Origin of the sequence: Chelativorans sp. YIM 93263 (assembly GCF_028767125.1) — a bacterium.
Taxonomy (GTDB): Bacteria; Pseudomonadota; Alphaproteobacteria; order Rhizobiales; family Rhizobiaceae; genus Chelativorans.
The window spans coordinates 552905-574651 of sequence record NZ_JAKCWP010000001.1; the positions used below are offsets into that span (position 1 = coordinate 552905).

At 61.2% G+C, this 21747-nt stretch carries 23 protein-coding genes; 16 read left to right on the top strand and 7 right to left on the bottom strand.

Annotated elements, in window-relative coordinates:
* Position 1: 1 nt before the first annotated feature.
* The 12 genes from LY631_RS02705 to upp all read left to right on the top strand — a co-directional run bounded on the left by LY631_RS02705 (position 2) and on the right by upp (position 12130).
* Complete coding sequence (locus LY631_RS02705; RefSeq protein WP_274423567.1) at positions 2-1093, top strand: TRAP transporter substrate-binding protein; 1092 nt, start codon at positions 2-4, stop codon at positions 1091-1093.
* A gap of 118 nt (positions 1094-1211) precedes the next feature.
* Positions 1212-1721, top strand: coding sequence for a TRAP transporter small permease subunit (locus LY631_RS02710; RefSeq protein WP_274423568.1), 510 nt, complete (start codon positions 1212-1214; stop codon positions 1719-1721).
* Positions 1718-3268, top strand: coding sequence for a TRAP transporter large permease (locus LY631_RS02715; protein WP_274423569.1), 1551 nt, complete (start codon positions 1718-1720; stop codon positions 3266-3268). Before LY631_RS02710 ends, LY631_RS02715 begins: the two co-directional genes overlap by 4 nt.
* A 113-nt stretch (positions 3269-3381) precedes the next feature.
* Positions 3382-4221 (top strand): phosphonate ABC transporter ATP-binding protein, encoded by an 840-nt coding sequence (gene phnC / locus LY631_RS02720; RefSeq protein WP_274423570.1) that lies wholly within the window; start codon positions 3382-3384, stop codon positions 4219-4221.
* Between the two features lie 79 nt (positions 4222-4300).
* On the top strand, positions 4301-5209 hold the full coding sequence (gene phnD, locus LY631_RS02725) for a phosphonate ABC transporter substrate-binding protein (protein WP_274423571.1): 909 nt from the start codon (positions 4301-4303) through the stop codon (positions 5207-5209).
* Between the two features lie 70 nt (positions 5210-5279).
* Positions 5280-6248, top strand: a complete 969-nt coding sequence (phnE, locus tag LY631_RS02730) for a phosphonate ABC transporter, permease protein PhnE (RefSeq protein WP_274423572.1) — start codon at positions 5280-5282, stop codon at positions 6246-6248.
* A 1-nt stretch (position 6249) separates the two neighbouring features.
* A complete protein-coding gene (gene phnE / locus LY631_RS02735) occupies positions 6250-7788 on the top strand; it encodes a phosphonate ABC transporter, permease protein PhnE (protein WP_274423573.1) in 1539 nt (512 codons plus the stop codon).
* Positions 7789-7924: 136 nt separating this feature from the next.
* Positions 7925-8632, top strand: coding sequence for a DUF1045 domain-containing protein (locus LY631_RS02740; protein WP_274423574.1), 708 nt, complete (start codon positions 7925-7927; stop codon positions 8630-8632).
* On the top strand, positions 8633-9772 hold the full coding sequence (locus LY631_RS02745) for an alpha-D-ribose 1-methylphosphonate 5-triphosphate diphosphatase (protein ID WP_274423575.1): 1140 nt from the start codon (positions 8633-8635) through the stop codon (positions 9770-9772).
* Entirely contained in the window at positions 9772-10401 is a 630-nt protein-coding gene (gene phnN, locus LY631_RS02750; RefSeq protein ID WP_274423884.1) for a phosphonate metabolism protein/1,5-bisphosphokinase (PRPP-forming) PhnN, read from the top strand. Before LY631_RS02745 ends, phnN begins: the two co-directional genes overlap by 1 nt.
* A gap of 26 nt (positions 10402-10427) precedes the next feature.
* Positions 10428-11396, top strand: a complete 969-nt coding sequence (locus tag LY631_RS02755; protein ID WP_274423576.1) for an adenosine deaminase — start codon at positions 10428-10430, stop codon at positions 11394-11396.
* Positions 11397-11500: 104 nt separating this feature from the next.
* The gene (gene upp / locus LY631_RS02760; RefSeq protein ID WP_274423577.1) at positions 11501-12130 is read left to right on the top strand and encodes a uracil phosphoribosyltransferase; all 630 of its coding nucleotides are present in this window, start codon (positions 11501-11503) and stop codon (positions 12128-12130) included.
* Positions 12131-12147: 17 nt separating this feature from the next.
* On the opposite strand, the gene deoA is transcribed toward upp, so the two are convergent.
* From deoA to LY631_RS02790, 6 genes are read right to left on the bottom strand one after another with little or no spacing between them, the layout of a single operon-like run.
* Positions 12148-13464 carry a thymidine phosphorylase gene (deoA, locus tag LY631_RS02765; RefSeq protein WP_274423578.1) on the bottom strand — a complete coding sequence of 439 codons (1317 nt, stop codon included), beginning with the start codon at positions 13462-13464 and terminating at the stop codon, positions 12148-12150.
* Positions 13461-14270 (bottom strand): purine-nucleoside phosphorylase, encoded by an 810-nt coding sequence (locus LY631_RS02770; protein WP_274423579.1) that lies wholly within the window; start codon positions 14268-14270, stop codon positions 13461-13463. Before LY631_RS02770 ends, deoA begins: the two co-directional genes overlap by 4 nt.
* Positions 14267-14662 (bottom strand): cytidine deaminase, encoded by a 396-nt coding sequence (locus LY631_RS02775; RefSeq protein WP_274423580.1) that lies wholly within the window; start codon positions 14660-14662, stop codon positions 14267-14269. Before LY631_RS02775 ends, LY631_RS02770 begins: the two co-directional genes overlap by 4 nt.
* Position 14663: 1 nt before the next feature.
* Positions 14664-15635 (bottom strand): ABC transporter permease, encoded by a 972-nt coding sequence (locus tag LY631_RS02780; protein WP_274423581.1) that lies wholly within the window; start codon positions 15633-15635, stop codon positions 14664-14666.
* A gap of 1 nt (position 15636) precedes the next feature.
* The gene (locus tag LY631_RS02785; RefSeq protein ID WP_274423582.1) at positions 15637-16773 is read right to left on the bottom strand and encodes an ABC transporter permease; all 1137 of its coding nucleotides are present in this window, start codon (positions 16771-16773) and stop codon (positions 15637-15639) included.
* Positions 16770-18302, bottom strand: a complete 1533-nt coding sequence (locus LY631_RS02790; RefSeq protein ID WP_274423583.1) for an ABC transporter ATP-binding protein — start codon at positions 18300-18302, stop codon at positions 16770-16772. Before LY631_RS02790 ends, LY631_RS02785 begins: the two co-directional genes overlap by 4 nt.
* 121 nt (positions 18303-18423) lie before the next feature.
* Between LY631_RS02790 and LY631_RS02795 the strand changes: the two genes are divergently transcribed.
* Genes LY631_RS02795 through LY631_RS02805 form a run of 3 tightly spaced genes read left to right on the top strand, consistent with a single transcriptional unit; the run spans position 18424 to position 20236 of the window.
* A complete protein-coding gene (locus LY631_RS02795; protein WP_274423584.1) occupies positions 18424-19599 on the top strand; it encodes an iron-containing alcohol dehydrogenase in 1176 nt (391 codons plus the stop codon).
* A 2-nt stretch (positions 19600-19601) separates the two neighbouring features.
* Complete coding sequence (locus tag LY631_RS02800) at positions 19602-20039, top strand: acyl-CoA thioesterase (protein ID WP_274423585.1); 438 nt, start codon at positions 19602-19604, stop codon at positions 20037-20039.
* Positions 20036-20236, top strand: coding sequence for a SlyX family protein (locus tag LY631_RS02805; protein ID WP_274423586.1), 201 nt, complete (start codon positions 20036-20038; stop codon positions 20234-20236). Before LY631_RS02800 ends, LY631_RS02805 begins: the two co-directional genes overlap by 4 nt.
* 138 nt (positions 20237-20374) lie before the next feature.
* On the opposite strand, the gene LY631_RS02810 is transcribed toward LY631_RS02805, so the two are convergent.
* Positions 20375-20728, bottom strand: coding sequence for a MerR family transcriptional regulator (locus LY631_RS02810; RefSeq protein WP_274423587.1), 354 nt, complete (start codon positions 20726-20728; stop codon positions 20375-20377).
* A gap of 80 nt (positions 20729-20808) precedes the next feature.
* Between LY631_RS02810 and LY631_RS02815 the strand changes: the two genes are divergently transcribed.
* Complete coding sequence (locus LY631_RS02815; RefSeq protein WP_274423588.1) at positions 20809-21624, top strand: aminotransferase class IV family protein; 816 nt, start codon at positions 20809-20811, stop codon at positions 21622-21624.
* The last annotated feature ends 123 nt before the right edge of the window (positions 21625-21747 follow it).

Sequence of the window (21747 nt, forward strand, 5' to 3'; positions counted from 1 at the left end):
CATGAAAAGACGCGATTTCTTGAAAACTGCCGGTGTCGCCGGCGTTGCCACCGGACTGGCCGCGCCGGCCATCGCGCAGGACGTGCGCCGGTGGAAAATGGTCACGGCGTGGCCGAAGAACTTGCCCGGTCCCGGCGTTGCGGCGCAGATGCTCGCCGACCGCATCACAGCGCTTTCGGGCGGACGGATCGAGGTCGAGCTTTACGCCGCCGGTGAACTGGTTCCGGGCAACGGCGTGTTCGACGCGGTTTCGGAGGGCACGGCAGAGCTCTATCATGCGGTTCCGTCCTACTGGGGGTCGAAATCGCGCGGCATACTTCTGTTCGGCTCACAGCCCTTCGGCCTGCGGGCGGATGAGCAGCTCGGCTGGCTGATTCACGCGGGCGGTCAGGAGCTTTACGACGAGATGTATGCCCGCTTCGGGCTGAAGCCCTTCCTATGCGGCAATTCGGGGCCGCAGTGGCAGGGCTGGTTCCGCGAGGAGATCAACTCGGTGGACGATCTCAGGGGCCTGCGCTTCCGCACCACGGGTCTGGCCTCGGAGATGTGCTCCAAGCTAGGCATGGCCGTGCAGGCCATGGGCGGTGGCGACATGTTCCAGGCGCTGCAGTCCGGTGCACTGGACGCCGGCGAGTTCATCGGCCCATGGACGGATTCAGCGCTCGGCTTCTACCAAGTCGCCAAGAATTACTACTGGCCCGGTGTAGGCGAGCCGTCCTCTGCCGAGGAATGCGCCGTTAACATGCAAGCCTATGAAGACCTGCCGGAAGATCTGCAGCAGGCCGTCGCCTATGCCTGCCAGTCTCTCTATAATCCCGTCTGGACGGAATATTCCACCAAACATGCCCAGGCGCTTCAGCAGCTTGTCGCCGAGCAGGACGTGCAGGTGAGACAGCTTCCCGAAGATGTGACAGTGGCCATGGGCAACGCCGCCGGCGAAGTCATTGCCGAGCTGCGCGAGGACGATGACGAACTGGTGCAGCGCATCGTCGAAAGCTTCCTTGAGTATCGCGAAAGCATCGCCGAATACATGGTCTATGCGGACAATGGTCAGATGAACGCCCGCGCACTGGACTACAATTACGGCGGGTGATCGGGCCCGGCGACTGAGCGAGTACCTTCCCGCCGCCCTGGCGGGAAGGTTCCCTTGTCCTTGGGTGCAAAACCGATAGCAACGAACGGGCAGGCCGTGCTCTAGGGATTGGCAGGTGATGCAGCGCATTGCGTCGAGACTTGATCAGGTGAACCGTGCGGTGGGTGCGTTCGTGCGGTGGTTGGCGTTGCTGATGGTGCTCGTTCAGTTCGGCACGGTCGTCCTGCGCTATGTCTACGGCATCAGCTTCATCTTTCTCAGCGAGAGCGTCCTCTACATCCACTCTGCGCTTTTCATGCTAGGGGCAGGCTATACGCTCCTGGTGGACGGACACGTTCGCGTCGACATTTTCTACGGAGCGCTGTCGGAGCGCCGGCAGGCACTGCTGAACGTTGTGGGCGCGGCTCTTTTTCTGCTGCCTTCGATGATTATGATTGCCTGGTTCTCCTGGCCATCGGTGCGCAATTCCTGGAGCGTGATGGAAGGGGCTATTTCCGTCGGCGGCATTCCAGCATCGTTTCTGCTCAAGTCGCTGATCCCCGCTTTCTGTGCCCTACTCATTGTCCAGGGCCTCGCCTGCCTCCTGCGCGACATCGCTCTTTACCGCGACAGGACGCTCCGCGCATGAACCTGCCGCTCGACCTATTGATGTTTGCCGCCCTGATTGCGGCCATCCTGTCAGGCTATCCCGTTTCCTTCATGTTGGCGGGAACGGCCACTATTTTCGCGCTGGTCGGCTGGCTGGTTGGTCAATTCGAGCCGGCGCTTCTGGGCGCCCTCGGACAGCGTGTCTTCGGACTGCTTACCAACGATGTGCTGATCGCGATCCCGTTGTTCGTCTTCATGGGCGTTGTGCTGGAAAAAAGCCGAATCGCCGAAGAGCTTCTGGAAACGATGGGGCGCCTTTTCGGCCCTATCCGCGGCGGGCTCGGCGTGTCGGTTGTCGTTGTCGGCGCGCTTCTGGCCGCCTCCACCGGCATTGTCGGCGCTACGGTCGTTGCCATGGGGCTGATTGCCCTGCCCACCATGGTACGCAACGGCTACGACCCCAAACTTTCCGCTGGCACGGTGTGCACTGCCGGAACACTCGGGCAGATCATTCCACCTTCGACACTGCTGATTATTCTGGCGGATGTCATGTCGAATGCCTATCAGCAGGCCCAGTATGAACAGGGCAAGTTCACCATCGAAACGATATCGGTGGGGCAGGTGTTTGCCGCCGCCCTTTTCCCGGGGCTGATGCTGATGGCGATTTACATCGTCTACCTCCTGGTCCGAGCAACACTGTTTCCGGCTTCAGCGCCGGCCTTGTCGCGGCTCAGCGACCTGCCCTCGACAGGTGAGGTGATGCGGGCCGTGGTGCCGCCGGTGCTCCTGATCGTAGCGGTGCTCGGCTCCATTCTGGGCGGTGTCGCGACTCCTAGCGAGGCTGCGAGTGTCGGTGCCGTGGGCGCCTTGCTTCTGGCTGGAGCACGCTCCGAATCCAGGGCAAATCTTATCATTGCCGGGGCCGTGGCGTTCGGACTCGTGGCGGTCCTGGCAGGTGCTGTTCCGGTGCGTCTCCAGCGTAGCGACACGGGGGCGGCAGATTGGGCGTTGGGCGCCCTTATGACCGTCCTGGTATTGCTTGGCATTGCCGCGCTCCTACAGTCCATCTGGCGTGCCCAGAGACGGGCCATTCTGGCGCCGATCGTCACGTCGACCATGACCGTCACCGCGATGATTTTCGCCACGATACTGACCGCTTCCGTCTTCTCTCTCGTTTTCCGCGGACTGGGCGGCGACGCACGCGTGGAGGAAATTTTGACCGCAATGCCGGGCGGCCCTCAAGGCGCGCTCATTTTCGTCATGGCGCTGATCTTCATTTTGGGCTTCTTCCTGGACTTCGTCGAAATTTCGGTGATCATTCTGCCGCTCGTCGCACCCATTCTCATCCTGATGGGGCATGACCCGCTCTGGCTGGCCGTTCTGATCGCCATCAATCTCCAGACATCGTTCCTGACGCCACCTTTTGGCTTTTCCCTATTTTACCTGCGTTCCGCCGCGCCGAAGGAGATAACCACCGGCCAGATCTATCGTGGAGTCATCCCGTACATCCTGCTGCAGATTGCGGGTATGGCCGTTATCTGGCTTGCTCCGACCGTGGCAACGTGGCTGCCGGGTGTCGTCTTCTAATCGTGGAACTGTGAACTGTAATAAAACTGAAATTTAGCTGACACTCCAGCTTCATTGGGAGGCGTTAGTCCCTCTCCCCAACAAGGACGCGAAGTCCCGACTGGGGAGATACCATGCTGAAGATTAGCCGCGTCACGCGCCGCTTCGGCTCGACTGTTGCCGTCAACGGGGTCGAGGTTGAAATCCGCGAAGGTGAGATGGTTGGCGTCATCGGCCGCTCCGGCGCCGGCAAGTCGACCCTGCTTCGTATGATCAATCGCCTGATTGATCCGAGTGAAGGTGTCATATCCTTCAACGGTGTCGAAGTCTCGGCCCTGAAGGGCGCAGCCTTGCGCCGGTGGCAGCGCGATTGTGCCATGATCTTCCAGCAGTTCAATCTGGTGCCGCGCCTGGACGTGCTGACCAATGTGTTGCTGGGCAGGCTCAATCACCGTTCCACGGCCGTCAATCTCCTTAACATCTATTCGCGCGAGGAGCGCCTGCAGGCAATCGCCGCTCTGGAGCGGCTCGACATTGCTCAAACGGCCTTGCAGCGCGCCGGCACGCTCTCCGGCGGCCAGCAGCAGCGTGTGGCCATCGCCCGCGCGCTTATGCAGGAGCCCAAGATGATCCTGGCGGATGAGCCGATTGCCTCGCTCGATCCGCTTAACGCCAAGGTCGTCATGGACTCCCTTGCCGACATCAACGCCCGCGAGGGAATAACCGTCATCACCAATCTGCACACGCTGGACACGGCGCGGCACTATTGCTCGCGCGTCATTGGGATGGCCAAGGGCGCAGTGGTCTTCAACGGCGTTCCCGAAGAGCTGACAAGCGAAGCCGTCCGGACGATCTACGGCGGCGAAGGTGGCTCGCAGGACGTAATTCCCGAGGCGATCACCTCCACGAGCATCCATACGCCGGCCAGTTCTCACGCCGGGAAGCCACAGCTGGAGCCGGCACTCGCGGGCTGAGTGGCGCTGCGGTCCCAGCCCGAATCCATCAAGTTGAATGAAACAGCCGGCGCAGCCGGCACAAACAGGAGAGACGGTAATGTTGAAAAAAGTGCTCACCGGCGCCGTGGCGCTCGGCGCGATTTTGGCAGGCAGCGCCCATGCCGAAGACCTCAAGGAGTTCCGCATCGGCATCCTGGGCGGTGAAAACGAGTCTGACAGAATGCGCAACTTCCAGTGCATGGTCGATAAGATTCCCGAAGCCCTCGGAGTTGAGAAAGTTTCGCTCTTCCCGGCCGCTGACTATGACGGCGTGGTCCAAGGTCTGCTTGGCGGCACGCTGGATTATGCCGAGCTTGGCGCCTCCGGCTATGCCAAGGTTTACCTGGAGGACCCGAACGCGGTCGAGCCGATCCTGACAACCGTGCAGCTCGATGGTTCCAGCGGATATCATTCGATCATGGTGGCGCGAGAGGACTCCGGCATCCGCACTCTCGAGGACCTGAAAGGAAAGAAACTCGGTTTCGCCGATCCCGATTCCACCTCCGGATATCTCGTTCCTGTCGTAAGCCTTCCCAACGATCTGGGCGCGCCGGTCGAGGATTACTTCGCCGAGACAGGCTTCGGCGGCGGCCATGAAAACCTCGTCCTGGAAGTGGTGAAGGGCACGTTCGATGCCGGCACCACCTGGGGCTCCGGCGTCGGCGATTTCTCCGAGGGCTACAGCTCGGGCAACCTGCACAAGATGGTCGAGAAGGGCATTCTCGATATGGATGAACTCGTGGAAGTCTGGAAATCGCCACTCATCCCGAATGGTCCCGTGGTCGTACGCAGCACCATGGACGACGCGATGAAACAGGCTTTCAAGCAGTTCATGATGGATATGCCGGAGAACGATCCCGAGTGCTTTTCCGCCATCCAGGGCGGTGACTACACGGGTTATGTCGAGGTGACCTCGGAGTTCTACGAGCCGATCATCAACGCCCGCCGCAACCAGATCGGATCCTGATCAGCAGCTCTCACGATGCGCCGCCGGATCTCCTGGCGGCGCATCCACGCGTGCAGAACGGTTCTCCACCATGAGTGTAACAAGTCCCGGCACGGTGCTATCGGCCGCCGGCCAGACCATCGAGGCGCACTGGCAGGCCCTGGCTGCCCGCCGCCGCCTCTACACAATCGGCGGCATTCTCTTCATGGTGCTGGCCATGGGCGGGTCGCTATGGTTCGCCAATGAATCGAACGCCGGCAAGTTCTTTGATCGCCTGCCCTATGTATTCGATTTCATCGGCCAGCTCATTCCACGCGACGGCATGGAGATCTGGCGCGCGCTCTTCGATCTTCCGTCGCCCTATGACGACGGCAGTTTGAAATACAATTATCCGGACGGCCGGGTCTATCTGACCCAGAGCCTCTACATGCCGGAATATTTCTATAAGATGCTGGAGACGATAAACATTGCCCTCGTCGCCACCTTCATCGGCTTCGGCCTTGGGTTTGTGCTTAGTTTCCTGGCCGCTTCGAACCTGACGACGCGCCGCTGGCTACGCTTCTTCGTGCGCCGCTTCATGGAAGTACTACGCGCCTTTCCGGAAATCGTCATCGCCGGCTTCTTTCTCGCGATCCTGTCGCTCGGGGCCGTTCCCGCCATCATGGCGGTTGCCATTCATACCATCGGGGCGCTGGGCAAGATGTTCTTCGAGGTGGTGGAAAACGCCGACATGCGGGCGGAAGAAGGGCTGCGTGCGGTCGGCGCAACCTGGGTCGAGCGTGTGTGGTTCGGCATCGTCCCTCAGGTTCTGCCGAACTTTCTCAGCTATGCGCTTTTGCGCCTGGAGATCAATGTCCGGGCATCCACGATCATCGGCGCGGTCGGCGGCGGCGGTATTGGCGAGGTATTACGTTTGTCGATCAGCCAAGGTCACGAAGCCAAGACCCTGGCAATCGTCCTCCTGCTCTTCTGCACCATCGTCGCCGTCGACCAATTCTCTGCCTGGCTGCGCCACCGCCTCGTCGGAAAGCAGGCCTTCCAAACCGCGCCCGGAGGCTGACATGACCGTGCTCGATGCACACGAAGCGGACGCATTGGCAGCGCGCCACCCGGACGTTTTCGAGCGATCGCCGAGAAAACGCCTCGTCGTATGGCTGATTACCGGCGGCATTGTGCTTTACTTCGTATTCGCCTGGTGGTTTTTTTCCATCGGCCAGGTCTTCGCCAACGGCAATTGGGGTATAGCAGGAACCTATATGGCCGATTGGATTTCCTACGAAATCCGGCCGGATATCGAGTATCGGCAGAACCATCTGGAAATCAGCTTTCCTCGTTTCTCCCCTCTCGGAGATAACCCTGCGCCCGACTGGCTCACCGAAAAAAGGGCCACGGTCGAGATCGAAACCGAAAGCCCGGCCGGCGCTGCTTCCCCCTCTTCCTCCACGTCAGGCGGGTTTCTCGGCGGCCTTTCGGGAGGAAATGAGTCCGATACGAGCGGCGGCTTACTCGGGCCGATGGAAAGCGGCCCCTCAAGCGCGGATCTGCCGGAAGTCGATCAGAGCGTCGGGGTGCGCCGCGAAGAGGCAGTCATCGAAGCAAGCGTCAGTATCGGTGCCGGAAAGCGGGTGGATGTATTCCCCGGGCGGGTCGAAGTGTCCCGCGGTGACGAAACCCTGATCCTCGACATCGTCCAAGGCGAGCGCGTCGAGCCGCGCGGCCCGCTGCCGGACTGGGCATCACAGAGGGAGCCCGGGGCGAAGGTGTTAGTCCAATTCGGGTTCGCCGGCCGAGCGGAAATCGAGGACGACGAGGTGAAGATCCGCCGCCGCTTTCTCGGCTGGGAAAACTTCTTCTTCGACACGCGCTCGCCCTTCTTCGATCGGTCTGCCGGCGACGTCGCCTATCTCGTCCTGTTCGGAGAGCCGCTGCAACCCGGCAGATCCAACGCGGCGCTCGCCTGGGACAATTTCGTCAACAACGCCGACTGGCAGCATGGCGATGTCTGGCTGAAGCTTCTGCAGACAATCGTCATGGCGTTCGTCGGAACGGTTCTGGCCACGCTTCTCGCCTTCCCGCTTGCATTCGCCGCTGCCCGCAACATCTATCCCAGCCGTATCGGCAACTTTATGCTCAAACGCTTCTTCGACTTCCTGCGTTCGGTCGACATGCTGATCTGGGCGCTCTTCTTCACCCGCGCCTTCGGACCCGGGCCGCTTGCAGGAATTTCGGCGATCTTCTTCACTGATACCGGCACGTTCGGAAAGCTCTATTCCGAGGCGCTGGAGAATATCGACGACAAGCAGCGCGAAGGTGTGCGTTCCGTCGGTGCCGCGCCGGCTTCGGTTCAGCGTTACGGTGTTCTGCCCCAGGTGCTGCCTGTATTCCTCAGCCAATCGCTCTATTTCTGGGAATCGAACACCCGTTCCGCCACGATAATCGGCGCAGTCGGGGCAGGCGGCATTGGCCTCAAGCTGTGGGAAGCCATGCGCACCAATTCCGACTGGGAAAACGTAGCTTACATGGTGCTGCTCATTCTGCTTGTGGTCTTTGTCTTCGATAACATATCCAGTGCGCTGCGCCGGAGGCTGATCGGAACGTAACTTGAAAATACGCATTGATCGATCCGCCGCAATGGATGAGAATATCAACTTACGCGACGTCGCCCAATTTTCCGGCCGGGCTTCGTTAATCTGTCATGCAAATCATTTATTGCATCGCGATCTGCGAGGACCGACCATGCGATACGCGATATACTACACACCTGAGAGAAACGACCCGCTGGCCCAAGTGGCCGAGCGCTGGCTTGGCCGCAGCGCGTTCGGCGATGAAGCTCCGGCACCGCGCGCCGTCGGCTCGTTTTCCGCCGCCGAGATCGCTTTCCATACGGCCGCACCACGGCGCTACGGCTTTCATGCGACGCTGAAGGCACCTTTCCGTCTTGCGGATGGCAAGACCGAGGGCGATCTGATCAACGCGCTGTCGCAGTTTACCGCTGCGCGAGAGCCCTTCACGGTCGAGCGAATCGAGCTGGCACGGCTCGGCGGTTTCTTCGCGCTCGTGCCCGCCGGACCATCGCCGGAGCTGGATGCATTGGCTGCCGACGTCGCAACCGCCTTCGAGCCGTTCCGCGCACCGCTGACGCCGGAAGAAGTGGAGCGCCGCAATCCGGACAACCTGAGCCCGGCACAGCTAAAGAATCTCCACAAATGGGGATATCCTTACGTCTTCGATGAGTTCCGGTTTCATATGACACTGACCGGACGGGTGCCGACCGAGGAAGCGGCCCGGATGGAGATGGCGATCGATTCGTTTTTCGGTCCGCTGCTCCTGGAGCCGCTGGAAGTGAGTGCGCTCGCCCTGTTTGCCGAATCGGAGGCTGGCGCTCCGTTCCATGTAAGATCCTTCCACACCATGGGTGAAGCGAGGGAGAGAAAGACTGCTTGAATGACGCATGAAATGATCCTTAACAACGCCCGTATCGTACTCGCCGACGAGATCATCGAAGGCAGTGTTGCCGTTCGCGACGGCCGGATTGCCGATATCTCCAGCGGTTCCAGGGGGAACGGCAAGGATATGGAAGGCGATTTCCTCATCCCGGGTCTTGTCGAGCTTCATACGGATCATCTGGAGCGGCACTATGCGCCGCGTCCCAAGGTGCGCTGGAACCCGGTTGCCGCAGTGCTCGCCCACGATGCGCAGATCGCCGCCTCGGGGATCACGACCGTTTTCGACGCGCTCCGCATTGGGCTGGACGAGGATGCCGATGTTGAGGCCGAAGATATGCGCCGCCTGGCCGACGCTATCGAGGAGAGCGTTGCCGCCGACAGGCTGCGCGCCGATCATTTCCTGCATCTGCGTTGCGAGGTCTCCGCGCCGGACTGCCTGGACGGCTTCAAGCTCTTCGAGGGCGATCCGCATGTGAAGCTTGCTTCTCTGATGGATCACTCTCCGGGTCAGCGCCAGTTTACGGATTTGGCGACATACGAAACCTACTACCGCAGTAAGCTGAAGATGTCGGAGAGCGACTTCCGGGACTTCTGCGAACGGCGCATGGCCGAGTCGGCGCGCAATTCCTCGCCAAATCGCCGCACCATATCCGACACTTGCCGGGAGAAAGACATTATTCTGGCAAGCCACGACGACGCGACTGCCGAACACGTCGACGAGGCAGCGGCCGATGGTGTGCGCGTGGCCGAATTCCCCACCACCGCAACCGCCGCACAGGCCTCCAAAACGGCTGGCATGTCGGTGCTTATGGGCGCGCCAAACGTGGTGCGCGGTGGCTCACATTCCGGCAATGTTTCAGCGCGCGAACTTGCAGAAGCCGGGAATCTGGACATTCTTTCCTCCGACTACATTCCCTTCAGCCTGGTTCAGGCCGCCTTTTTTCTGGGTGACGTGGTCGACGGAATCACTCTTCCGCAGGCCGTTGCGAAAGTTTCAAAGAACCCGGCCGAGGCCGTCGGGCTGCAGGATCGCGGTCTGATCGAAGTCGGCAGGCGCGCCGATCTCGTGCGGGTGCGCCTTGATGACCATATTCCCGTGGTGCGCACGGTCTGGCGGGAAGGACGCCGCGTCGCGTGATGATTTCGGCAACGATCGAACGCGCGCAGGCCGAAGAGCCTTTTCCCATCAGACAGGGGGTTTTTGTCGTCGTCGCCGGCCCATCGGGCGCCGGAAAGGACTCCGTGATGGATTATGCGCGCGAGCGGCTCGGTGCGCTGCACACGGATGTCGTCTTTGCGCGGCGCATCATCACGCGCCCCATGGAACCCGGGAGCGAGGAGCATGACACACTGGACCATGCAGCCTTTGCGCGGGAAGAAGCGGCCGGTCGTTTTGCCCTCGCCTGGAAGGCCAATGGATTGTCTTACGCGTTGCCTGCCAGTCTCGATGACGTGATGCGCGCGGGCGGGGTCGTCGTTGCGAATGTCTCGCGAGCCGTCGTTCCCGAGATTCGCGCGCGCTATGCTCAGGTCATGCCGATCATCGTGACGGCACCGCGGGAGGTGCTGGCAGAGCGATTGGCCGGGCGCGGGCGTGAGACGCGCGAGGAGGTGCTTGCGCGGCTCTCACGCGCTTCGGCCCGGGAACTGACCGTCGCCGATGCAATCGTCATCGATAATTCCGGTCCGCTCGAAGAAGCTGGGGAACGCTTTTTGCAGGTGCTTCGCAAGGCTGCGGCGTGGAGCGATGTTTGTGATACGGTCTGACTCAAACGTGAGTGGGACCGGACCTTATGGTGCTCAAGGCCGAATTGCATTGCCATATCGAAGGGGCTGCGCCCGCGGCGCTCGTTGAAAGTCAGGCAAAAAAGTATGGCGCAGACGTCTCCACATTCATTCAGGACGGCGCCTACCACTGGAACGATTTCACGAGCTTTCTGAAAGCCTACGATCATGCGGCCGGGCTCTTTCGTACGGAAGAAGACTATGCCCTGCTTGCCGAGGCCTATCTGACAGGGCTGGCGGCCGACGGCGCCATTTACGCTGAATTCTTCACCTCGCCGGATCACGCAGAACGCGCCGGCCTTTCGCCTGAGGCCTATACGCGGGGACTGGGCGAAGGAATCATCCGCGCGAAGGAGAAGACCGGCATCGAGGCGCGCATGGTCGTTACCGGTGTGCGCCATTTCGGTCCCGAGGCGGTCGAAAAGGCAGCCTTTTTCGCCGCTACCTGCGGGCAGCCGCTGGTCACCGGCTTTGGCGTGGCAGGCGACGAGCGCGTTGGGCATCCGCGCGACTTTGTCCGCGCGTTCGCAATCGCCCGAGAAGCCGAGCTAGGCATTACCATGCATGCCGGCGAGTTCGGAGGCGCTGAAAGTGTCGAGGCCACGCTAGATGATATCCGCCCCGCACGCCTTGGCCACGGAGTGCGTGCGGTGGAGAAGCCGGACCTCGTGCGCCGCATCGCCGATGAGGGCATAGTGCTGGAGGTCTGTCCGGTCTCCAATGTGGTTCTTGGCGTTTTTTCCGATTTTTCGGCTCATCCCTTTCCACAACTCCATGCCGCGGGATGCCGGCTGACACTGAACTCCGACGATCCGCCGCATTTCCACACGAGTCTTGCCAAGGAATACAGCGTGGCCGAGGTGCATTTCGGCCTCGACGAAGCTGACCTGACGGAAGTCACGCGGACCGCCATTGATGCTGCCTTCGTGGACGACAGCACGCGCCGTGCCCTGTATGCCCGCCTTATAGGCGGATAAGCGTCTGGATGCCCATAAAGCTGTGGCCGAGGTGCGACGGGGTAGTAGGCTGTCATGCCGCTCACCGCTATGGTCACGGGAGAAATGGTTTTTGGAGTAGGCATATGCAGGGCGTGACCGTTGTCGACCACCCGCTGGTCCAGCACAAACTCACCATCATGCGCGATAAGGAAACTTCGACGGCGAGCTTTCGCCGGCTGCTGCGCGAAATATCCCTCTTGCTTTGCTACGAGGTCACGCGTGACCTGGAATTGACGTCGCGCACCATCGAAACACCCATGACGAAAATGAAAGCGCCGACTCTGGAGGGCAAGAAACTGGTCTTCGCCTCGGTGCTGCGCGCCGGCAACGGCCTGCTGGACGGTATGCTCGACCTGGTGCCCGCCGCCCGTGTCGCGCATGTGGGCCTCTATCGCGACCATAAAACGTTGGAGGCGGTGGAATATTTCTTCAAGGCGCCGAGCGATCTTGCGAACCGATTGGTAATTGTGGTCGATCCAATGCTGGCCACGGCCAATTCCGCGATCGCCGCCGTGGAAAAGCTCAAAGCGCGCGGTGCCACAAATCTGCGCTTTCTCTGCCTCCTGGCCGCGCCCGAGGGCATTGAAAGTTTCCGCAACGCCCATCCCGACGTCCCGGTCTTCACGGCGTCCATCGATGAACGCCTGAACGAGAAGGGCTACATCGTTCCAGGGTTGGGGGACGCCGGCGATCGCATGTACGGAACGAAGTAAGCTGACGCGCGTGAAAATCAGCGCGTAATCGCCTCCAGAACGGGCGGGCGTGTCGCCGGGCGTTCTTCTGAGAGCCTAAAGGCCGCACGAACCATTTTTGCCGCCTGCTCGGCGGCTATTGAGGTGTGGGCGTGGATGATCGCCAGCGGATCGCCCTTACGTACCTCGCTCCCGATAGGAAGGGTGTCTGTAAGACCCACGGCGTGATCGACCGTATCCTCCGGCTTGCGCCTTCCACCGCCCAATTCGACCACGGCCAGACCGAGCGTACGGGTCTCGACCCCCGTCACGAACCCATCGCGCGTGGCCTTCACGGCAATACGTTCGGGCGCTCGTGGCAGATAATCATCCGATCTCTCGACAAAATCGACCGGCCCGCCGAGCGCGGCCACCATCTGGCCGAATCGCTCGGCCGCGTCACCCTTCGCAAGGGCTTTGCGCACTTGTTCGTCCGCTTCCTCGCCGTCCGATGCAAGGCTTGCAGCGAGCAGCATCTGCCCGGCAAGAGCGAGGACGACCTGTTCAAGCCGACCATCGCGCGCCTTGCCCGTCAGGAAATCCACGGCGTTCTTCACTTCGACGGCGTTGCCGGCCGAGGTGGCAAGTGGCTCGTTCATATCGGTCAATAGGGCGCTGGTCGAAAGCCCTGCACCTTCGGCGACCTCGACAAGGCTTTGGGCCAGGGCGCGTGCATCCTCATGCCGGGCCATGAAGGCGCCATTTCCGCTTTTTACGTCGAGCACCAGAGACTGCAGGCCGGCAGCCAGCTTCTTCGAGAGGATCGAAGCAGTGATCAACGGAATTGATTCGACTGTAGCCGTCACGTCCCGCACCGAATAAAAGCGCCGATCGGCTGGTGCCAAGTCTGCCGTCTGGCCGATGATGGCGCAACCGGCCGCCCGCACCGCCTTCTCGAACGCGGCTTCGGACGGCTGGCTTATATAGCCCGAAATGGAATCCATCTTGTCCAGCGTGCCGCCGGTGTGGCCCAGTCCACGTCCGGAAATCATCGGCACATAAGCGCCACAGGCGGCCACGATCGGCGCCAGCATGAGCGAAACGTTGTCCCCCACGCCGCCCGTGGAGTGCTTGTCCGTTACGGGGCCGGGCAGGGAAGACCAGTCGAGCACCGCACCGGAATCGCGCATGGCAAGGGTCAGCGGCACCGTCTCCTCGCGCGCCATTCCGTTGAGAAAAATGGCCATGGCAAGCGACGCGATCTGTCCTTCGCTCCATGTGCCGGTTGAAAGGCCGCTGGCAAACTCGGCGATTTCTTCTGCGGACAGGCTTTCGCCATCGCGCTTCTTGCGAATGATCTCTTGGGGAAGTGTCATGCATTAAAACCCGTATCGGCGCCCAGGAACTGCTCGAGAATTCTCGCCAACTTCTCTCCCCCGACGGGCGCCATGTCCTTAGTTTCCTGGTGGGAGAGCTCGCCCGCGGCCATGCCGGCCGCGAGATTGGTGACGACCGAGCAGGCGGCAACACGCATCCCCAGAAAGCGCGCAATGATGACTTCCGGAACGGTCGACATGCCAACGACATCCCCGCCCAGAATACGCGCCATGCGGATCTCCGCCGGTGTCTCGAAGGTGGGGCCGGAAAGCCACATGTAGACCCCGCGATCGATCGTCACCCCTGCTTTTCCCGCCGCCCGCTTGATTCCCTCCCGTAGCTCCGGATCGTAGGCTTCACTCATTCCGACGAAACGCCGATCGGTTGGCTCTCCGATCAGGGGATTGGTGCCGGAAAAATTGATGTGATCCTCGATCAGCATAACCGCGCCGGGCGGCATTTCCGGCTTGAGCGAGCCGGCGGCGTTGGTCAGCAAAAGCGTGTTCACCCCGATGGCCGAAAGCGCCTCCAGCGCCGGGCGCATGGCGGCGGGATCTCCATGCTCGTAATAATGTGCACGGCCGGCAAGCATGACGATCGGCGTTCCCGCAAACCGGCCGGCGACCAGTTCTCCTGCATGGCCGGAAACGCCGCTTTGCGGAAAACCGGGCAGTTCGCTGTAGGGAATGCGCACGGCGTCTTCCACGCGCTCGACAAGATCGCCCAGTCCGGAGCCGAGCGTCAGCGCCACGCGCGGCACAAACTCACCAAGACGTTCTTTCAGAATCTGCGCGGCTTTGCTCATGCGCCGGGCTCCATATCGAATGCGCTCGGGAAGATTGCGGTGAACGGCACGGTCTCCACCACGCCGTCGACGTCACACAAATGCAGCTTCGCATCCGCAGTCACGAACTCGGAAAGCCGTTGCCGGCAGCCGCCGCAGGGCATGATTTTCGGCATTTTCTCGGCGACTACGGCAATCTCCGTCACGCGCCCACCGCCGGCCATGATCATATGGCCGAGCGCAGTTGTCTCGGCGCACCAACCCTCAGGGTAGGACGCGTTCTCGATATTGCAGCCGGCGTGAACGGCGCCGTCATCGGTGCGCACCGCCGCACCGACCGGAAAGCGCGAATACGGCGCATAGGAACGGGCCATGGCAGCCTTTGCTGCGGAAAAAAGCGCGTGGCCGCTCACATCAACGCTCCTTTACGTAGGGGACACCGCCAGCGCGCGGCGGTATGGCCTTACCTATAAAGCCGGCCAGCAGGATTACCGTCAGAATATAGGGTAGTGCCTGGATGAACTGCACAGGCACCTGGCCGATAATTGGCAGCGGCGTACCTTGAATGCGGATGGCGAACGCGTCCAGAAGCCCAAACAGCAGGCAGGCGAACATCACGGGCACCGGGCGCCACTTGGCAAAGATGAGTGCTGCCAGCGCGATGAAGCCCCGCCCGGCCGTCATATCCTTTACGAAGCCGGCATTCTGCGACAGCGCCAGATACGTGCCGGCGAGCCCGGTGAGAATGCCGGTGCACATCACGGCGCGATAACGCAGCCACGCGACCGAAATGCCGGCCGTATCGACCGCTGCCGGGTTCTCCCCCACCGCCCGCAGACGCAGGCCGAAGCGCGTGCGGAAAAGCACCCACCAGGTGAACGGAACCAACAGAAAGGCGGCGTAGGCGATCAGGGAATGGCCCGAGAGAAGGTCGGAGTATATCCGGCCAATCAGCGGCAGATCGCTCACCGCATCCGCGAAAGGCAATTGGACGGCCCGGAACCGTGCATCAGCGGAAAGAAGCGGTGTGCGCCCGCCCTGGCTGAACCAGGCCTGCCCGAGGATCACGGCCGAGCCGGCGGCAATGAAATTGATCGCGACACCGGACACGATCTGGTTCCCCCGATGGGTAATCGAAGCAAACCCATGCACGAGCGCGAAAAAGGTGGAAACTAGAACGGCAGCACCCAGACCAACCCAGGCCGAGCCGTAGACGGCTGCAGCAGCACCGGCGGCGAAGGCACCTGCGAGCATCTTTCCTTCCAGCCCGATGTCGAAAACGCCGGAGCGCTCCGAATAGAGCCCGGCGAGCGCAGCGAGCAGGAGCGGAATTGAGACGCGGACCGCCGAATCCAGAAGGAAGACAAGCGTGGTGAACAGGTCCATATCAGGCATCTCCCCCGTGCTTCAGCGCACCACCGCCCGCGCGCGGGAGTCTTGCGAAAACCGCCTGCAAACTTGGCCGGAACATATGCTCCAGTGCACCTGCGAACAGAATGACGAGGCCTTGGATAATGACGAGCATATCGCGCGAAATTCCCGGCATCTCGAAGGATAGCTCGGCCCCGCCCTGATAGAGGATGCCGAACAGGACGGCTGCTGGCACGACCCCCGCGGGATGGGAGCGGCCCATCAACGCCACGGCAATGCCGACGAAGCCCGCTTCGGTGACGAAATCGATCTGCAGCCGGCCAAGGTCGCCCATGATCGGGTTCACCGCCATCATTCCGGCCAGTGCGCCGGAAACCAGCATCGTGATAATGATGATGCGTGCTTCGTTGACCCCCGCATAATGCGCCGCCTTGGGGCTGTGCCCGCGCATGCGTATTTCATAGCCGAGCCGTGTGCGCCAGATGAGCACCCAGACCAGGAACGCGGCGAGAAGTGCCAGAAAAAAGGAAACGTTCAGCGGTGCTGAGCGAATGCTGAAGCCCAGCGCCTCCAGCATCCAGTTGATCTTCGGCAGTTGCCCGCCTTCCAGGAAATTGCGTGTCTGCGGTGCCTGGCTTGCGGCTGGCTTCAACACATTGACAAGCAGATAGACCATCAGGCTCGCCGCGATAAAGTTGAACATGATGGTCGTGATGACGATGTGGGAGCCGCGCTTTGCCTGCAGATAGGCGGGGATGAACGCCCAGGCCGCCCCGGCAATCGCCGCGCCGGCGACCGCCAGCGGAAAGGTGAGCCACCACGGCAATATGCTGTCGAAGGTCAGGCAAGCCGCGGCGACGCCCAATCCGCCGACATAGGCCTGCCCTTCGCCGCCGATGTTGAAAAGCTTGCAGTGGAAGGCGACAGCCACCGCCAGGCCGGTGAAAATGAAACTCGTCGCGTAGTAGAGTGTGTAGGCAACTCCCTGGCCGTAGCCCAACGCGCCATCGACGATGATGGCCGCCGCGCGCAGCGGGTTCTCGCCGATCAGGAGCACGACGAATCCCGCGACGATGAAGGCGACGGCGAGATTGATGAGCGGGATCAGCCCGTAATCGGCCCAGGCGGGCAGCTTTGCATAAGGCGCACTCACTCCGCCGCCTCCTTTTCCCCGACGCCGGCCATGAGCAAACCAAGCTCTCCTTCGGTTGCCTCGGTATTCCGCTCGCCGACGAGGCGGCCGGCGAACATGACGAGGATTCGGTCGGAGAGCGAACGAATCTCGTCCAGTTCCACGGACACCAGAAGCACGGCCTTGCCCTGATCGCGCATATCGATGAGCCGCTTGTGAATGAATTCGATCGCGCCGACATCCACGCCCCGGGTCGGCTGGCCGACCACAAGCACCTTCGGGTCCTGCTCCATCTCACGGGCGAGCACGATCTTTTGCTGGTTACCGCCGGAGAAATTGGCCGTCTTCAGCCGCGCATCGGCCGGGCGGATGTCGTATCTCTCGATTTTCTCCTGGGCGTCTCGGCGGATTTCCTCGATTTTGAGGAAAGGACCGTTCAGATATCTCTCCTGCCAGTGATAGCCGAGAATGGCGTTCTCGCTCTCCTCGAAAGGCAGGACGAGGCCCATATTGTGCCGGTCTTCCGGCACATGGGCCATGCCGCGGCGGCGCAGATCGGCCGCATCAGCCTCGCCCGTCAGTTCCACCGGCGCGCCATCGAGCGTGACGGTACCGGAAACGGCCCGGCGAATGCCCGTTATGGTCTCGAGAAGCTGCGATTGGCCGTTGCCGGCCACTCCGGCAATGCCGACGATTTCGCCCGCGCGCACCTCGAAGGAGACGTTGTCAACCACTTTGACGCCGCGTGAATCCTCGACGGTGAGATCCCGCACGGACAAGAGCACGTCGCCTGGGGTAGCCGGACCCTTTTCGACGCGCAGCAGCACGCGACGCCCCACCATCAGTTCAGCAAGCTCCTCGACCGTTGTGTCCGCAGTTTCGCGCGTGGCGACCAGTTCCCCCTGGCGCATCACCGAGACATTGTCGGTGACTGCCATGATCTCGCGGAGCTTGTGCGTGATGAGGACGATCGTCTTGCCTTCATCCTTGAGCTGGCGAAGAATGCGGAAGAGGTGGTCGGCCTCGGGAGGTGTGAGAACCCCCGTCGGCTCGTCCAGGATGAGCGTGTCGGCACCGCGGAAGAGTGCCTTCAGGATCTCCACGCGCTGCTGCAGACCCACAGGCAGGTCCTCAATCAACGCATCCGGATCGACCTCAAGGCCGTAGTCGCGTTCAAGCCGCTCCAGCTCCGAACGTGCCTTGGCGATCGAGGTCTTGAGAAGCGGCTCGCCCTCCGCGCCGAGAATGATGTTCTCCAGCACAGTGAAATTGTGCACCAGCATGAAGTGTTGATGCACCATGCCGATGCCGCGCGCTATCGCGTCGCTCGGCGTGTTTATGAGAGCGCGCTCGCCATTAACGTAAATCTCGCCGCTATCCGCCTGATAAAAGCCGTAGAGGATCGACATCAGCGTGGATTTGCCGGCGCCGTTCTCGCCGATGATGCCGTGAATAGTCCCCGGCGCGATTTCCAGGTTGATGTCCCGATTGGCGCGCACAGAGCCGAAGCTCTTGCTGATGCCCTTCAGTGCGATTGCAGCTTCCGCCATGTGCGGGCCCGCTTCCCCGTTTATTATCTTTTGATCGAAGCTGGTATCACGCTGTTTCTCGGCTGCCAAGCGATCCCGCCCGACACTCGACAAATGGTTGCGGACTTGCCAATCTCGCCGCATGACCAACACAACATACCTTCCTTTCAGTTTTCATACGACGCCGGGCATCATCTTTGAATGTGGGGTTACGCGCCGCCTGGGAAAAATCGTCTCCCCAAGGCTTGGCAACCGCATCCTCTCCGTGACCGACCCGGGCCTCCGCAAAATTGGCCTCGCAGAGGGAGCGCTCGAGGCTCTGGAGGAGGCGGGCGTTGCCGTCACCGTCTTCGACGAGGTTGAGGCCGATCCCTCGCGAGCGACACTGATGAAGGCAGTTGAGGCAGGCCGCGCGGCCGGTGTTTCCGGGGTTGTCGGGCTCGGCGGCGGCTCCTCGCTGGATGTTGCCAAGCTCGCAGCACTCCTGCTGGGCTCTGGGGAGGACCTTGATGAAGCCTGGGGTGTCGCCATGGCCAAGGGGCCGCGCCTGCCGCTGGCGCTTGTTCCGACAACCGCCGGCACCGGATCCGAAGTCACGCCGGTGTCCATCATAACGGTCGGGGAGGAGGAGAAGCGCGGCGTTTCGAGTCCCGTCATCCTGCCCGATATTGCCGTACTCGACCCGGAACTGACGGTCGGGCTGCCGCCGGCGATCACCGCTGCCACGGGCATCGATGCCATGGTGCACGCCATCGAGGCCTACGCCTCGAAATCGCCCAACAACAATCCGCTTTCGCGAATGTTGGCACGCGAGGCGCTGCGGCTTCTCGGCGCCAATATCGAAAGGGCCGTTTCCGACGGGCGCGATATCGAGGCGCGCGGTGCCATGCTCCTGGGAGCGATGCTTGCTGGTCAGGCTTTCGCCAATTCGCCTGTGGCCGCCGTCCACGCGCTGGCCTATCCGATCGGCGGCACCTTCCATGTACCGCACGGGCTTTCCAACGCGCTCGTCCTGCCGCATGTGTTGCGCTTCAACGCGCCTGACGCGGCGCATCTTTATGCCGAGATCGCTTGTCACGCCTTTCCGCATCTGGCTCGCGATGAAGGCAATCAGGCGCTCTGCGCCGCCTTCATCGAGGAGCTTGCCGCCTTGTCGAGAAAGCTCGGGCTCCCGACGCGGCTGCGCGAGGTGAAAATCGGCGAGGAGCACCTGGAGACGATGGCGCGCGACGCCATGAAGCAAACGCGTCTGCTCGTGAACAATCCGCGGGAGGTGTCGGAAGCCGACGCGCTCGCAATCTATCGTGCGGCCTGGTAAGAATGGCCGAGCGTCCCGAGCCCTCTGCACGCGAAGCCTATCGCGCCTTTCGCGCCATACCGACACGCTGGATGGACAACGACGTCTACGGCCACATGAACAACGTGGTGCATTATTCCTTCTTCGATACAGCGGTGAACGGCTGGCTCATCGACAAACGGCTGCTCGATATTCACGAAAGCAGTGAAGTCGGCCTCGTGGTGGAGACGGGTTGCCGCTACTTCTCCGAAATCGCCTTTCCCGATACGGTGGCCGCGGGCCTGCGTGTCGCTCGCATTGGCACATCTTCCGTGCGCTACGAGGTTGGTTTGTTCCGGAACGACGAAACCCTGGCGGCGGCCGAAGGGTTTTTTGTTCATGTCTATGTGGATCGCAAAACACGCCGCCCGCAGCCCATCGCCCCGGCCCTACGTGCTGCGCTGGAGGAAATTGCGTCATGAGCGATCGGCTGGAGAAGCTGGAAATCCTGACGGCTGAGCAGGAGAAGACCATTGAGGAATTGTCCGATCAGATTACCGAACAGTGGCGGGTGATCGATCAACTCCAGAAGAAACTCGACAGCCTGACGGAGCGCTTCCTGGCATTGGAGGAGCAGACAGCGCCGGAAACCCCCGTGACAAAGCCGCCGCATTGGTAGCCCGGATTTACGCGGGTGAAATCGCAATGGGAAGGAAACGGCCGCAAAGTTGCTCATAGCAATTCGTAAACAGGTGTAGAGCGGTCCTTCGTGCTGGAACATAGCAAAGCGTGATCTTTACGCCGGGTGAACGACAGCTCAGCCTTGCTCCACCTCCTGTAGGAAACTCTCCAGAACCTTCCGGCTGCGGGCCAGTTTTTCCGATTTCTGGTGGGCTAGGCGGATTTGTTCATGCAAGGCGTTGCGAAGTTCGTCACACGGTTCGAAGACGGAGCCTTCTCCTCTCACACACGGCAAAAACTGCCGGATCGTGGCAAGGGTCATGCCCGCTGAGCCGAGCAGCTTGATCCGCTCGACAGTGCGCTCCTCAGCCGGATCGTAATCCCGGTAACCACTTGTGGTGCGCTGCGGCTTCAGCAGCCCTTCGGCCTCGTAATAGCGTAGCATGCGAATGCTCACGCCTGTGCGCTTTGACAGTTCGCCAATTTTCATTTTAAGCCCTTGACCCTAACAGTACTGTCAGACTTTAAGACTTTTGCTCTTTCGTGTGAACTCACTCAGGAGCAAGAATCATGTCTCTCGAAGACAGTGTATATTCAGCCCGGATCAATGGCCATCCGGCGACCGCTGCGGAGCTGATCCCGTTGGCCTTTGCGGGATTTGCGCACTTCACAGCGATGCAAATCAGAAACGGCACGGTCAAAGGACTGGACCTCCATCTGGCACGCCTACGCAACGCATCAATGGAGTTTCTCGGTAGAGCGTTGCCCGATGAACAGATCCGGTCCTATGTAAAGTCGGCCATTGACGACGGACCAGATGACCAGTCGCTGACGGTCACCGTATTTTCGCGCAGTGGCGAGTTCACTGCCGAAAGTATGGACGTTGAGCCGGCGGTTCTCGTCCGTACAGGAGCACCATCGAACGGCCCACGAGGTCCGCTGCGGCTGAGCGCAGTGGATCACGAGAGGCCCTTGGCCAGCATAAAGCACGTTGGTGAGGCCGGCAAAACCTACTACTTACACCAAGCCGTCCGGGAGGGCTTTGATGACGCCGCTTTCGTGGACAGGCGCGGGAGATTGAGTGAGGCAACAATCTGGAACCTCGTCTTTTGGGATGGTGAAGCTGCTATTTGGCCAAGGGCTGCGATCTTGAACGGCACCATGATGGGCATCATTCAGCGGCAACTGGATCGTCTCGGAATACCTCAGCGGCATGAAGAGATCACCTTCGAACGCCTTGAAGGTTTGTCCGGCGCGGCGGTTATGAACTCGTGGACCCCGGGTATCGCGGTAACCGCCATCGCTTCAAACGTTATCCCAGAAGCAAAACCGTTCATGAGCCTGCTTCATAAAGCCTACGAGGCTGAACCAGCCAATTTCCTTTAGGGTATCCAACGTCCTGTCCGTTCAATGAACAAAGAGGGGACCCCGGCGTAATCTGCTCGATAACCGGGGGCTTGCAGGGCAAGAAAAGGCCCCGCGCGCCAAGGGCACGCGGGGCCAGTATGA